Source organism: Streptosporangium heterodermiicola (assembly GCF_051390675.1).
Lineage (GTDB): Bacteria > Actinomycetota > Actinomycetes > Streptosporangiales > Streptosporangiaceae > Streptosporangium.
On the sequence record NZ_JBPJSR010000018.1, the window covers coordinates 25,345 to 38,636 of the forward strand.

The following is a 13,292-nucleotide window of genomic DNA, read 5'->3' on the forward strand; positions in this document are numbered from 1 at the left end:
GGTACGCGCGGTGCGGGGTGGATCGGGCCGGGCGAATTCCTCCCGGTGGCGTGCGCCGCTCTCCACCGCCGTGATTCGCAGGAAGGAGAGCATCGACGATGCGACGGAGATTCAGGGTGCTGGCGTCGGCCGCGGCGATCGCGCTCGGTTGCGCGGGGTTCGTCCCCGGCGCGGCGGCCGCCTCGGGTTCGGAGTCCGCGGCCTGGGGCCCCATTCGCAGCCACCAGAACTGGCGCTGTCTGGACGCCGACCTCGGCACCATCGGCCCGAACGGGACGAAGGTACAACTGTGGGGCTGCAACGGCTGGGACAACCAGTCGTGGAGCTACGACGTGTCCAGTCACACGATCCACAGCAAGGAGAACGGCCGCTGTCTGGACGCCGATCTCGGGACCATCAACGCGAACGGGACCAAGGTGCAGCTCTGGGACTGCAACGGCTGGGCCAACCAGAAATGGATCTACGACGCGACGAGCCGCACGATCTACAGCATGTACAACGGGCGCTGCCTGGACGCGGACCTGGGGACCATCAACGCGAACGGGACCAAAGTACAGCTGTGGAACTGCAACGGCTGGGCCAACCAGAAGTGGACGCTCTGACGGCCGCCACTCGCGGGCGGCGGTACGGGCCGTGCCCGCCGTTTCCCCGCGCCGTGGTCTGACCCCGGACGGGGAAGGGGGGCGATCCTCGCGGCACCGCCGCAAGGATCCGCCGAAAGGATCTGCCGGGGCCGTAAGGATCCGCCGGGAGGATCGCCCCCGCCCGGGGCGGGCGGCTCGCGCGAGGCGGGCGTGGCGGGCGGGCGTAAAAGGGCCCGGGGCCGGCCGGAGAGCGGGCCGGCCCCGGGCGGCGCGGGGGTGTTACGGCCTTCCCACGCCGACCGGCGGGGTGGCCGGATCGGTCGTGCCGGCCGGCGGGATGATCGTGCCGGGCGGGGTGGCAGAGCTGGCCGTGACGACGACGGCGTCGGCCGCGGCGACCGGCGGGAGGGCCGGGTCGGCGGTGGCCGCCGGGGTGGCGGACCGCGCCGAGCGCAGGGGGATCTCCTTGATCATCAGGACGGCCACCGAGGCCAGGACGGCGATCGGGACGCCCACCACGAAGACCGCGCCCATCGCCCGGGTGAAGGCCTCCAGGATGATCTCCAGGACCGGCGCGGGGAGGTCGTGGATCGCCTCGGGGGAGCCGAGGCTGGGGACCGCGCCACCGCTCAGCGGCAGGTGCGCCGCCTTCGCCAGGGAGACCAGTTCCGCGGTGAGCCGGTTGGTCAGGATCGCGCCGAAGGCCGCGACGCCCACCGCGCCGCCGAGGGAGCGGAAGAACGACACCCCGGAGGTCGCCGAGGCGAGGTTCGCGCGGGTCACCGCGTTCTGGGCGGCCAGGATCAGGATCTGCATGGAGGCGCCGAGCCCGATGCCGAGCACCGCGTTGTCGAAGCCGACCAGCACCAGCGAACTGTCGACGTGCAGGCGGGAGAGCAGGAACAGTCCGGTCGCGACCAGCAGCATGCCCACGACGGGGAAGATCTTCCACCGCCCCGTACGGCTGACGAACCGGCCGGTCAGGATCGAGGAGGTGAGCAGGCCGAGCACCAGGGGCAGGGTCATCAGGCCCGAACCGGTGGGGCTCATGCCCTTGACGATCTGCAGATACTGCGGCAGGAACATCAGCGCGCCGAACATCGCCGCGCCGACCAGCAGGGAGGCGACGGAGGTGAGCACGAAGGTGCGGTTGCGGAACAGGTGCGGAGGCAGGATCGGATCGGCGGCCTTGCGCTCGGCGACGACCGTGAGGCCGAACAGCGCCAGGCTGAGCGCGCCCAGGCCGTAGGTCCACGCGGAGTTCCACTCGAACTCCTTGCCCCCGAGGGAGAGCAGCAGCATCAGCGCGGTGGTGCCGCCGGTGATGAAGGTCGCCCCCCACCAGTCGACCTTCGTGTCGCGGCGGACGAGCGGCAGTTTCAGCACCTTCTGGATGACGACGAACGCGACCACGGCCAGCGGCACGCAGAACCAGAAGGTCCAGCGCCAGGACATGTTGTCCACGATGAACCCGCCGAGCAGCGGGCCGGCCACCGTCGAGACGCCGAAGACCGCGCCGATGTAACCGGAGTAGCGCCCGCGCTCGCGAGGCTCGACCACGTCGCCGAGGATGATCTGCGGCAGCGCGGCGAGACCGCCGGCGCCGATGCCCTGCAGCGCCCTGGCCGCGATGAGCTGGCCCATGTCCTGGGAGAACCCGGCGGCGATGGAGGACAGCACGAAGACGACCAGCGCGACCTGGAACATGAGCTTGCGGCCGTAGAGGTCGGAGAGCTTGCCCCAGATCGGGGTGGAGGCGGTCATGGTCAGCAGGGTCGCGCTCGCCACCCAGGCGAGCTGCTCCTGACCGCCGAGCGTGCCGACGATGGTCGGCAGCGCGGTCCCCACCACGGACGTCGAGATCATCGACGTCAGCATGGCGAGCATCAGTCCGGCCAGGATCTCCAGCACCTGTCTGTGGGTGAAACCCGGTGCGGCCTCGGCCTGGATCTGTTGTTCGGTCAGCATGACCTTCCCCCAATGCGTGTACAGTACATATGAAGTTAGTAGACGCTTGTTTACTCGTCAAATCTGGAAGGATCCCGTAGGTGGATGAGATACGGCAGCGCGACAGGGAGGGCACCAGGCGGCGCATCCTCGACGCCGCCCGCCGGCTGTTCGCCGACCTCGGGTACGACCAGGTGACGATGCGGACGATCGCCGCGGAGGCGGACGCCAACATCGCGCTGATCAACCGTTACTTCGGCAGCAAGCGGGAGCTGTTCGCCGAGGTGCTCGCGATGCAGGGACGCTTCCCCGGCGTTCTGGAGGGCCCCGAGGAGGAGCTGCCCCGCCGCCTGGCCGAGTACGTCGCCGACCGGCTCCGCTCCGACCAGGGGAGCGTGGTGCTGGCCGCGCTCATCCGGTCCTCCAGCGCCCCGGAGATCCACGAGATCATCCGCGACCGGGTCAGCTCGGCGATCCTGGAGCCCCTCTCGGCGCGGCTCTCCGGCCCCGACGCGGCCTTCCGCGCGACGGTCGCCACCGCGCTCGTCACCGGCACCGGCACGATGCGCCAGCTCTACGGCCCCGACGCCGCCGACGTCCCCGACCACGAGGCCGTGGTCGCCCGCCTCACCGCCGTCTTCGAGGCCTGCCTCGGCGCGTGAGGCACCGCGCCCGCCCCCGCGCATGGTGCGGTACGTCAGGGACGGCTGCCCCAACCTCCCCCGCCCGATGCCCGGACGCCCCTCGCGGCCGTGACCGCGGTCGTGGTCGCGGTCGTGGTCGTGGCTATGGTCGGGAGACGGTCGGGAGACGGCCGGCCCCGGCTCCGGGGCCTTCCGTGATCCCTCCACGATCCCTCCGCGATCACCCGGTCGCCCGCGGCGTGGGAACATGGTCACATGAGCTGGCTGCGCTGCGCCTTTCCCCGTCCGGGGGCGACCACGAGGCTGTTCTGTTTCACGCACGCGGGAGGGTCGGCCACCGCCTACCGCGCGTGGTCCGAGCTGCTGCCCGCGTCCGTCGAGCTGCACGCGACGCAGCTGCCCGGCAGGGCCGACCGGTTCAACGAGCCGCTGCCCGACGACATGGACACGCTGGCCGACGAGGTGACCGGTTCGATGCTGCCGCTGCTGGACCGGCGTTTCGCGCTGTTCGGGCACAGCATGGGGGCGACGCTCGCCTACGAGGTCACGCGCCGCCTGGAGGCCAGGGGGATCGCCCCGGCGCGGCTGTTCGTGTCCGGCGCGAGAGCACCGCACGACCCGCGCGACAGGCCCTCGATCTCGGAGTACGACGACGACCGCTTCGTGGCCGAGATAGCGAAACTCGGCGGCACCGAGGTGGAGATCCTGTCCCACCGGGCGATGCGCGAGATCATCCTGCCCTACGTCCGCGCGGACTTCCGCCTGGTCGAGGCCTACCGCCACCGTCCCGGGCCCCCGCTGCACACCCCGATCTCCGCCTTCGTCAGCGACGCCGACCCGGTGGTCACCCCCGTCCAGGCCAAGTCGTGGGAGGCCCGTACGAGCTCCGACTTCGCCCTGACGGTCTTCCCCGGCGACCACTTCTACCTGCAGCCGCAGCGCGCGGCGGTGGTCGAGGGGATGGCCAGGACGCTCGTGGGCTGAACGGGCAGAGGCCGCTCGCCGCGGCTCCCGGAACGAGGGCAGGGCAAGGAAGAGCACTCTCGCGCTCCCAGGTCCGAGGGGGTGAGGCGGCCGGGGCGTGCACGGCCCGGTCCGCTCGCGACGGGGAGGCGAGGCGGCCGGGGCAGAGGCGGCCGGGGCGGTGGGCATGGGAACGTCCCGATACGGGCTCCGGACGGTAGGAGCCGTACCGCCCCGGGTCATGTCCGCCCCCGCGAGGCTCGCCGAAGCCGGCCGGTTGGCTGGATATGTCGAAGGAAGGGTGCTCCTTGGGCAATGAGTGCCCATGAGGTGGGGCGAGGAGGCCGTTAGCGTCGGCCTGTGGGTGAACGAGTACTGATCGCGCTCGGCGGCAACGCGATGACCGGGCCCGACGGCGGCGCCTCGCCGGGCGACCAGCACCGCGCGGTCGAGCAGGCCATGCGCCACGTCGTCGCGCTCATCGCGGACGGCCACCAGGTCACCCTCACCCACGGCAACGGCCCCCAGGTCGGCAACCTGATCCTGAAGAACCAGCTCGCCGCCCACGTCGTGCCCCCGGTGCCGCTCGACTGGTGCGGGGCGCAGACGCAGGCCACCATCGGCACCCTCATCCTCAACGCGCTCGACGGCCGCGCCGCGGTCGTGGTCACCCGTACGCTCGTCGACCCCGCCGACCCGGCCTTCCACGACCCGGTCAAGCCGATCGGCCGCTACTTCAGCGAGGTGGAGGCGCGCCGCTTCGAGGAGCTCGGCCAGACCTGGCGCCGCTTCGAACGGGGCTGGCGCCGCGTGGTGGCCTCCCCGGAGCCGCTGGAGATCCTCGACGCGCCCGCGGTGGCCGCGCTGGTGGCCGCGGGGTTCACCGTCGTGGCCGCGGGCGGTGGCGGCGTGCCCGTGACCCGCGACGACGAGGGACGGCTGTCCGGGGTCGAGGCCGTGATCGACAAGGACCTGGCCGCCGCCGTGCTCGCCCGTGCCGTACGGGCCACGGTCCTGGTCATCGCGACCGACGTCCCCCAGGCCGTCGTCGGGTTCGGCACGCCCCGGGCCCGGCCCCTGGGCCACGTCACCGCGGCGGAGCTGCGCGTGTTGCACGCCGCCGGGCACTTCGCCGGAGGCAGCATGGGCCCGAAGGTCGAGGCCGCGCTGCGCTTCGTCGAGCAGGGCGGAGACCGGTCGGTGATCACCTCCCTTGAGGACATGGGAGCGGCGCTCACCGGGGAGACCGGCACCGTGGTGCGAAAGTGAACATGACGCGATCGAAAGGTGGCAGGGATGCCCGAACCCATTGAAGTGCGCAAGGTACCCATCGAGAGCGTGACCGACGCCTCAGGGCTGGCGCGGCTCATCGACGACGGGGTGATCGAGGCGCACCGGGTGCTCGCGGTGATCGGCAAGACCGAGGGCAACGGCGGGGTGAACGACTACACCCGCATCCTGGCCGACACCGCCTTCCGCGGGGTGCTCGCGGCCAAGGGACACCCGTCCCCCGAGAGCGTGCCGCTGGTGTGGTCGGGCGGGACCGACGGAGTGCTCAGCCCGCACGCCACGATCTTCGCCACCACCGCGAACGCCGAGCCCGGCGACGAGCCGAGGGTGAGCGTCGGCATCGCGATGAGCGACGTGATCCTGCCCGAGGACATCGGCCGCCCCGCGATGGTGGAGAAGGTCGCCGCCGGAGTCCGCGAGGCGATGAAGCTCGCCGGGATCGACGACCCCGCCGACGTCCACTACGTCCAGACCAAGACCCCGCTGCTCACCCTGTCCACGATCAACGACGCCAAGTCGCGCGGCAAGGACGTGGTCATCGAGGACACCGGCCCGTCGATGGACATCTCCAACTCCACCACCGCGCTCGGCATCGCGGTCGCCCTCGGCGAGATCGAGATGCCCGCCGCCGACCAGATCCACCGCGACCTGTCGCTCTACTCCTCCGTAGCGTCGTGCTCCTCGGGCGTCGAGCTGGACCGGGCCCAGATCGTGGTCGTCGGCAACGTACGGGGCATCGGCGGCCGGTACCGGATCGGCCACTCGGTCATGAAGGACGCGCTGGACGCCGACGGCATCTGGGAGGCGATCCGCTCCAGCGGCATCGAGCTGCCCGAGCGTCCCCACCCGTCCGACCTGGGCGACCGGCTCGTCAACGTCTTCATGAAGTGCGAGGCCGACCCGTCGGGCAGCGTGCGGGGCCGCCGCAACATCATGCTCGACGACTCCGACGTGCACTGGCACCGCCAGATCAAGGCCACCGTGGGCGGCGTCGCGGCCAGCGTCACCGGGGATCCGGCCGTGTTCGTCTCGGTCGCGGCGGTCCACCAGGGACCGAGCGGCGGCGGCCCGGTGGCCGCCATCGCCGACCTCGGCTGACGGGCGGCACCCGCTCCCGGCGCGCCGTCGCGGCATGCCCCGGCCCGGCATGCCCCCGCCCGGCATGCCCGGCCCGGCATGCCCCGCCCGGCACGCCGCGCCGCTGGACGTGACGCGTACGCCCGGACGGGACACGCCAGGCGTACACGTGCCCGGCCCTGCCCCGGCCGCACCCCGACCGCGCCCGGCCGTGTCCCGGCTCGTGCGGTGCGTCCGCGCGAACCGGGGGCCGGGGGCCGCGCCGGGCGGGGCGGTCGTCCCCCCGTCCCGGCCGCGGGTAGGCTCCCGGTTCGTGCCGAGCATTCCGCAGCCCCTGGTCCCCGGCGACGACGGCGCCGCCGACGTCGCCGTGACATCCGCGCTCGCGGCCTTCGCCGAGGGAAGGGCGCAGGCCGGTGAGGTCGTCGCCGCGCTGAGCGGGGCCCGGCTGCTCGTGCCCGTCGTCGCCCTGCTCAAGGAGTCGGAGATCGGCGAGCACGGGCTGCGGCAGGAGAAGGAGAGCGAGATGGCCCTCCCGAAGCTCGTCGGCGCGGACGGCCGCGAGGCGGTGCTCGCCTTCACCGGGACGGAACCGCTGCGGCGCTGGCGCCCCGACGCCAGGCCCATCCAGGCCACGATCCTCCAGGTCTGCCAGGCGGCGGTGCACGAGGACACCGCGGCCGTGGTGCTGGACGTCGCGGGACCGGTGCCCTTCGTGATCGAGGGGGGTCTCCTGCGGGCGCTCGCCGCGGTCGAGTCCGGCACCGTCGACCGGCTGGGGGCCGAGACCCCCGGCGTCACCGTGGCGCGGATGGAAGAGATCGCCGAGCCCCCCAGGCGTCGGCGGTTCGGTTGGCCGCCGCGTGGACGAGGTTGACCGTCAGGATCGCCGGGGCGATCACGGCGACGAACCCGCCGAAGTCGCGCTCGAAGACCAGGGCGAGGATCACCGCCGTCACCCCGTTCTGCTGGGCCAGCCCCAGGTGCACCCGGTCGATCGTCGGCAGGCCGTGGGTGAGCACCAGCGCGGCGACCATCTGCGCGGCGTACGCGGCCAGCCCGAGCAGCACGCCCATGCCCATGTTCGTCCCGCCGACGAGCAGCAGGCCCATCAGGAACGCCGACAGCGCGAACGCCGCGCTCACCGCCCGCCCCAGCCAGCGCGCGTCGGGCAGGCGCAGATAGAGCCCGGCGGTCGCCAGGCCGAGCATGAGCGAGGTCCACGCGGCCGACACGACCGCCCCGGCCGCCGTCACGTAGGTCAGCACCGGCGGGGCGTTCCTGACCAGCCGCCACAGCAGGTAGACGGCGCCCGCGAACAGCACGTTCAACCCCAGGTCGGCGAAGTACGAGGCCGAGAGCCCGCCGCCCCCCGAGCCGCTCACCAGCGCCGCCGCGTACACGGCGAGGATGATCGTCACCGGGTCGTCGAAGGAGGACCACGCCCCGAGGATCGTCTTCGCCCGGTTCGAGAGCCGGCCGTCCCGCATCACCCCGGCGACCGAGAGCGGGTCGATCTGGGCGACGACCACCGCCATGATCAGCGCCCGGGGGTCGCCGGAGACGAGGTAGACGACCCCGGCGATGAACGCGGTCTTGAGCAGCACCCCGACGGTGACGGCGAGCACGATCAGCCGGGAGTGCTCCCTCGCCTCGGCGCGGTCGATCCCGTGCGTGCTGCCGTACAGTCCGATCGCGAGCAGCAGGCTGCTGAACAGCACGTACGCGCTTGAGTGTTCCAGGTTGTTCATACCGCCCAGGTCGGCGGAGAGCCAGCCGAGACCGACGACGACGATCAAGAGCCCGATTCGGGCCACCGTTCACTCCTTGGAATGGATCGCAGGTGTCCCTGGGGTTTGGTGGTGCGTTCCCGCTGGTTGATCGGGGGAAGGGTGAAGTGCCCGCGGATCGTGTCCACGAGATCGGCCATCTTGTCGTCGGAGACGTCGACCTTGCGCTGGTCCAGGGTCACCCCGATGAGATAGCGGGTCTCGTCGATCCAGTAGAAGAACATGGCCCCGCGTTCCACGTCGAGGACCGTGCGGATGAGGACGCCGCCCTCCAGCCTGCGCAACTGCCGGTTGAGCCGCTGGGTGAGCCAGTTGAGCTGGTTGCCCGCCTTGAGATAGATCTTCCTGCGCTCCTCCTGGTCTGTCTCGTGGAAGAAGTGGGCCAGGTCGCCGTCATCCAGCACGTCGGTGTAGAAACGGCACTTCTGGTCGCCGAAGAAGGCCACGAAGTGCAGGTCGTCCTGGTCGACCATGGCGACGCAGCTGGCCAGCGCCTTCTCCACCGAGGGGCCGATGTTCGGCATGGTGCGGATCAGGATCTCCGACTCGCCGAGCACCCTGCGCTTGGTGACGGTGGGCAGCGGGCCCATCCCGGCCTCCAGGTACGGGAGGTAGAGGCCCCGGTGATACTGGACGAGCAGGTAGACGCCGGTGGCGACGGCGAAGGCGCTCACCCCCGCGGTGACCAGCCCGTGCAGCTCGCCGGGCACCCCGCCCCGCCAGAGCACCGGCCCGAACGCCGCCACGAACCCCAGCACCGCCTCGCCCGCCGCGGTGACCGTCAGCGCGACCACCAGCAGCACCGGCAGCCGCGCCCTGATCCGGCCCAGCACGGTGGCGATGAGCGCGAGCCCCACGATCACCAGGACCACGGTGACCGCGCGGGCCACGTCGTACTCCTCGCCCTCGATGTACCACGCGAGGAGTTCGAGCAGCACCGGCAGGAGGACGAGTGACGCGATGACCGCGGGAAGCTTGCTGAAGCGATCCGTGTCCACGCGGTCCGGCCCTCCGGGGGTAGGAATGCCTCCAGCCTCTGTGATCATCGCGGCTCCCGTCAATGACCTACGAGGTCACTTCGGCGCACCTGCCGGAGTGACCGGATCCCCGGCGCGGCGGGGGTTCGCGGATTATGGTCGGCTCCATGAGCCCCCCGGTGACCCTCCTGGTCCTCCCCGCGCTGGCGGCCCTGGCGGGGCTGGCCATCGGTTTCTGGACGCGGCGCGTCGTCGCCCGCCACTCGTGGGCCGAAGGAGCCGAGGTGACCGAGAGGGCAGAGGGGGGCGAAGGGACCGAAGCCGAGGGAGGCGAGGGAGGCGAGGGAATCGACAGAGTCGACAAGGCCGAGAAGGCCGAGAGGGCCGAGGAGACTGAGGGGACCGAGAGGGCAGAAGAGGCCGAGAGGGGCGACGGGACCGGGGGCGAGCGGCGCGGCCCCTGGCCCCCGGCCGGGGCGGTGGAGGGGGTCACCGCGGTGGTGCTCGCCGCTCTCGCGCTGCGGGCGCTGTGGCCGGACGCGGCGGGAGTGCCGGAGACGGGGATCACGCCGGTCGGCAGGGCGGGGGAGTTGCTCGCCTTCGGCTGGCTGGCGGTGGTCGCCGTCGCCCTGTCCTTCGTCGACGCCGCCGTCCACCGGCTGCCCGACAGGCTCACCCTCGCCGCCTACCTGGGAACCGCCGCCCCGCTGGCCGTACCGGCCCTCGCCGACGGCCGCCTCGGGGACCTGCTCGGCGCCGGGCTGGGCGGCCTCGCCCTGGCGGGCTTCTACCTGGTGCTCTTCCTGGTCAACCCGGCGGGCATGGGACTGGGCGACGTCAAGTTCGCGGCGAGCCTGGGCACCGCCCTCGGCTGGCTGGGCTGGGACACCCTGGTCGCCGGGGCCTTCCTCGGACTGCTGGCCGGCGGGCTCTACGGGGCCGTCCTGATGCTCGCGCGCCGCGCGGGCCGCAAGAGCGAGATCCCCTTCGGGCCCTTCATGGCCGTCGGCGCCCTGGCCGCCGTCCTCGCCGGTACCGGCCTCTGACCGGACCGCTCCCCTGAGCGTCCGCCCCCGCCCGGGTTCCGGCCTCCGGTGTGACGTTCACCGCCGGATGTCTCAACCAGTGAACGAAGGCCATTCCAGTGGGCGACACGTGGAAGACTTGTCACCATGTTGCGCTGGTTGACCGCCGGAGAGTCCCACGGCCCCGAGCTCGTCGCGATCCTGGAAGGGCTGCCCGCCGGGGTGGAGGTGACCACGGCACAGCTGGACGAGGCGCTGCGCCGTCGCCGCCTCGGCTACGGCCGCGGGGCGCGGATGAAGTTCGAGCAGGACGTCGTGACCATCGCGGGCGGGGTCCGCCACGGCCGGACGCTCGGCAGCCCGGTGGCCATCCGGGTGGGCAACACCGAGTGGCCCAAGTGGGAGACGGTGATGGCCGCCGACCCCGTCGACCCGGCCGTGCTGGAGGGCCAGGCGCGCAACGCGCCGCGCTCCCGCCCCCGCCCCGGCCACGCCGACCTCGCCGGGATGCAGAAGTACGGCTTCGACGACGCCCGCCCGGTGCTCGACCGGGCCAGCGCCCGCGAGACCGCCGCCCGCGTCGCGCTCGGCCAGGTGGCGCGGAGCTTCCTCAAGCAGGCCCTCGGCGTCGACATCGTCAGCCACGTCGTCTCGATCGGCGGAGCCGTCACCACCCAGGGCGTCGTCCCCGGGCCCGGCGACCTGGAGGCGGTCGACGCCGACCCGGTGCGCTGCGCCGACCCCGAGGGCAGCGCGGCCATGGTCGCCGAGATCGACAAGGCGCACAAGGACGGCGACACCCTGGGCGGCGTCGTCGAGGTGATCGCCTACGGCCTGCCGCCGGGCCTGGGCAGCTACACCCACTGGGACCGCCGCCTCGACGCCCGCCTCGCGGCCGGCCTGATGGGCATCCAGGCGATCAAGGGCGTCGGCGTCGGCGACGGGTTCGAGACGGCCCGCCGCCCCGGTTCCCTCGCCCACGACGAGATCGAGAACACCGCCGACGGCGTACGCCGGATGACCAACCGGGCCGGCGGCGTCGAGGGGGGCATGACCAACGGCGAGCCGCTGCGCGTCAGCGCGGCGATGAAGCCGATCTCCACCATTCCCCGGGCGCTCGCCACCATCGACGTGCTGACCGGCGAGGCCGCCAAGGCCCACCACGAGCGCTCCGACGTGTGCGCGGTCCCGGCGGCCGCGATCGTCGCCGAGGCGATGGTCGCGCTGATCCTGGCCGACGCGGCGATCGAGAAGTTCGGCGGCGACTCCGTCGAGGAGGTCGCCCGCAACCTGTCCGGCTACCTCTCCTCGTTGGTGATCAAGTGAGCGGGCGTCCCGGCGAGGGCGCTCCCGGTTCCCCGGTGATCAGGCCGGCGTCGAAGGAGATCGGATGAGTCCCCGAGCAGTGCTGATCGGTCCCCCCGGATCGGGCAAGTCGACCGTCGGGCAGCTCCTGGCCGCGCGGCTCGGGGTCGCCTTCCGCGACACCGACGCCGACGTGGAGCGCACGGCGGGCAAGCCGGTGAGCGACGTCTTCATCGAGGACGGCGAGGAGCTCTTCCGCGAGCTGGAGGCCGACGCCGTGCGGCGGGCGCTGGCCGAGCACGACGGCGTCCTCTCCCTGGGCGGCGGCGCGATCCTCGCCGAGGCCACCCGCGAGCTGCTGGCCGGACAGCCCGTGGTCTACCTGGAGGTCGGTCTCTCCAACGCCGTCCAGCGGGTCGGCCTCGCGTCGGCGCGACCGCTCCTCGTCCTGAACCCGCGCAGCCAGCTGAAGAAGCTGATGGACGCCCGGCGCCCCGTCTACGAGGGGCTGGCCACGATCGTCGTGAAGACCGACGAGCGCGATCCGGGCCAGATCGTCGACGAGATCGTGGAGGGCCTGAAGCCGTGACGATCTCCAGGATCGAGGTCCCCGGCGAGAGCCCGTACGACGTGGTGGTCGGCACCGGGGTGCTCGGCGAGCTGCCGGGCCTGCTCGGCGCGGGGGTGAGCACCGTCGCGGTGATCCACCCGGAGAGCCTGCCGGAGATCGCCCGCCCGGTCTGCGGCGCGATCGAGGCGGCCGGGTACGAGGTCGTCGCGCTGCCGGTGCCCGACGCCGAGCGCGCCAAGACGGTCGAGGTGGCCGCGGAGCTGTGGTCCGCCTTCGGCCGCGCGGGCCTCACCCGCTCCGACGCCGTGGTCGGCGTCGGCGGGGGAGCAACCACCGACCTGGCGGGGTTCGCCGCCGCCACCTGGCTGCGCGGCGTCAAGGTCGTGCAGGTGCCGACGACCCTGCTCGGCATGGTCGACGCGGCGGTGGGCGGCAAGACCGGCATCAACACCCCCGAGGGCAAGAACCTGGTCGGCTCCTTCCACCCTCCCGCCGGGGTGCTGTGCGACCTGGCGACGCTGGTCTCGGTGCCCCGCGACGACTACGTGGGCGGCCTCGCGGAGATCATCAAGGGCGGTTTCATCGCCGACCCGGAGATTCTCACGCTCATCGAGGACGACCCGGAGGGCGCCAGGCTCCCCGAGGGGCGGCACACCCGGGAGCTGATCGAGCGGAAGATCCAGATCAAGGCCACCGTCGTCGGCGCCGACCTGCGCGAGGGCGGCCTGCGGGAGATCCTCAACTACGGCCACACGCTCGCGCACGCCATCGAGCGCGTCGAGGAGTACCGCATGCGCCACGGCGAGGCCGTCGCGATCGGCATGGTCTACGCGGCCGAGCTGTCCCGCCTGGACGGCAGGATCGGCGCCGACGTCGTGGAGCGGACCAGGTCCATCCTGACCTCGGTCGGGCTGCCGACCGCCTACCGCCGCGAGGCCTGGCCCGAGCTGCGCGACCACATGCGCCTCGACAAGAAGAGCCGCGGCGCCAAGCTGCGCTTCGTCCTCCTGGACGACCTGGCGAAGGTGTCCCCGCTGGTCGACCCGCCGGAGGAGCTCCTGGAGGCCGCCTACCGCGAGGTCGCCCGGTGATTCTCGCGTTCCCGGGCCCGTACGCCTC

The 13,292-nt window shown here is 72.5% G+C and carries 13 protein-coding genes; 10 read left to right on the forward strand and 3 right to left on the reverse strand.

The window, feature by feature from the left end; genetic code table 11:
* Positions 1-98: 98 nt before the first annotated feature.
* Positions 99-602, forward strand: a complete 504-nt coding sequence (locus tag ACSC1Q_RS31825; RefSeq protein WP_436762391.1) for a ricin-type beta-trefoil lectin domain protein — start codon at positions 99-101, stop codon at positions 600-602.
* Between the two features lie 261 nt (positions 603-863).
* Here the strand turns inward: ACSC1Q_RS31825 and ACSC1Q_RS31830 are convergent, their stop codons facing one another.
* The gene (locus ACSC1Q_RS31830; RefSeq protein WP_436762392.1) at positions 864-2,552 is read right to left on the reverse strand and encodes an MDR family MFS transporter; all 1,689 of its coding nucleotides are present in this window, start codon (positions 2,550-2,552) and stop codon (positions 864-866) included.
* An 80-nt stretch (positions 2,553-2,632) separates the two neighbouring features.
* Here ACSC1Q_RS31830 and ACSC1Q_RS31835 point away from each other — a divergent pair, with 80 nt between their 5' ends.
* The 5 genes from ACSC1Q_RS31835 (at position 2,633) to ACSC1Q_RS31855 (ending at position 7,382) form a co-directional block, all read left to right on the forward strand.
* Positions 2,633-3,193 (forward strand): TetR/AcrR family transcriptional regulator, encoded by a 561-nt coding sequence (locus ACSC1Q_RS31835; protein ID WP_436762393.1) that lies wholly within the window; start codon positions 2,633-2,635, stop codon positions 3,191-3,193.
* A gap of 237 nt (positions 3,194-3,430) precedes the next feature.
* Complete coding sequence (locus ACSC1Q_RS31840) at positions 3,431-4,159, forward strand: thioesterase II family protein (RefSeq protein WP_436762394.1); 729 nt, start codon at positions 3,431-3,433, stop codon at positions 4,157-4,159.
* 339 nt (positions 4,160-4,498) lie between these two features.
* A complete protein-coding gene (locus ACSC1Q_RS31845) occupies positions 4,499-5,407 on the forward strand; it encodes a carbamate kinase (protein ID WP_436762395.1) in 909 nt (302 codons plus the stop codon).
* Between the two features lie 27 nt (positions 5,408-5,434).
* A complete protein-coding gene (bar, locus tag ACSC1Q_RS31850) occupies positions 5,435-6,526 on the forward strand; it encodes a barbiturase (protein ID WP_344922465.1) in 1,092 nt (363 codons plus the stop codon).
* Positions 6,527-6,818: 292 nt separating this feature from the next.
* Positions 6,819-7,382, forward strand: a complete 564-nt coding sequence (locus ACSC1Q_RS31855; protein WP_436762396.1) for an SseB family protein — start codon at positions 6,819-6,821, stop codon at positions 7,380-7,382.
* Here ACSC1Q_RS31855 and ACSC1Q_RS31860 read toward each other — a convergent pair.
* Both ACSC1Q_RS31860 and ACSC1Q_RS31865 read right to left on the reverse strand, forming a co-directional pair.
* Positions 7,303-8,322: a cation:proton antiporter gene (locus ACSC1Q_RS31860; protein ID WP_436762397.1), complete on the reverse strand. Its 1,020-nt coding sequence runs from the start codon at positions 8,320-8,322 to the stop codon at positions 7,303-7,305. The genes ACSC1Q_RS31855 and ACSC1Q_RS31860 overlap by 80 nt on opposite strands.
* A complete protein-coding gene (locus ACSC1Q_RS31865; protein ID WP_436762398.1) occupies positions 8,301-9,293 on the reverse strand; it encodes a hypothetical protein in 993 nt (330 codons plus the stop codon). The genes ACSC1Q_RS31860 and ACSC1Q_RS31865 overlap by 22 nt, the downstream gene beginning before the upstream one ends.
* Positions 9,294-9,439: 146 nt before the next feature.
* Between ACSC1Q_RS31865 and ACSC1Q_RS31870 the strand changes: the two genes are divergently transcribed.
* From ACSC1Q_RS31870 to aroB, 4 genes are all read left to right on the forward strand, one after another.
* Positions 9,440-10,318, forward strand: a complete 879-nt coding sequence (locus tag ACSC1Q_RS31870; RefSeq protein WP_436762399.1) for a prepilin peptidase — start codon at positions 9,440-9,442, stop codon at positions 10,316-10,318.
* A 126-nt stretch (positions 10,319-10,444) separates the two neighbouring features.
* Positions 10,445-11,623 carry a chorismate synthase gene (gene aroC / locus ACSC1Q_RS31875; protein ID WP_436762400.1) on the forward strand — a complete coding sequence of 393 codons (1,179 nt, stop codon included), beginning with the start codon at positions 10,445-10,447 and terminating at the stop codon, positions 11,621-11,623.
* A gap of 64 nt (positions 11,624-11,687) precedes the next feature.
* Positions 11,688-12,191, forward strand: a complete 504-nt coding sequence (locus ACSC1Q_RS31880; protein WP_436762401.1) for a shikimate kinase — start codon at positions 11,688-11,690, stop codon at positions 12,189-12,191.
* Entirely contained in the window at positions 12,188-13,264 is a 1,077-nt protein-coding gene (gene aroB, locus ACSC1Q_RS31885; RefSeq protein WP_436762402.1) for a 3-dehydroquinate synthase, read from the forward strand. Before ACSC1Q_RS31880 ends, aroB begins: the two co-directional genes overlap by 4 nt.
* Positions 13,265-13,292: the final 28 nt, after the last annotated feature.

Coding starts and splice junctions, on each gene's coding strand:
- ACSC1Q_RS31840 (WP_436762394.1), top strand. CDS start 3,431: ATGAGCTGGCTGCGCTGCGCCTTTCCCCGTCCGGGGGCGACCACGAGG.
- ACSC1Q_RS31830 (WP_436762392.1), bottom strand. CDS start 2,552: ATGCTGACCGAACAACAGATCCAGGCCGAGGCCGCACCGGGTTTCACC.
- ACSC1Q_RS31870 (WP_436762399.1), top strand. CDS start 9,440: ATGAGCCCCCCGGTGACCCTCCTGGTCCTCCCCGCGCTGGCGGCCCTG.
- aroC (WP_436762400.1), top strand. CDS start 10,445: ATGTTGCGCTGGTTGACCGCCGGAGAGTCCCACGGCCCCGAGCTCGTC.
- ACSC1Q_RS31825 (WP_436762391.1), top strand. CDS start 99: ATGCGACGGAGATTCAGGGTGCTGGCGTCGGCCGCGGCGATCGCGCTC.
- bar (WP_344922465.1), top strand. CDS start 5,435: ATGCCCGAACCCATTGAAGTGCGCAAGGTACCCATCGAGAGCGTGACC.
- ACSC1Q_RS31880 (WP_436762401.1), top strand. CDS start 11,688: ATGAGTCCCCGAGCAGTGCTGATCGGTCCCCCCGGATCGGGCAAGTCG.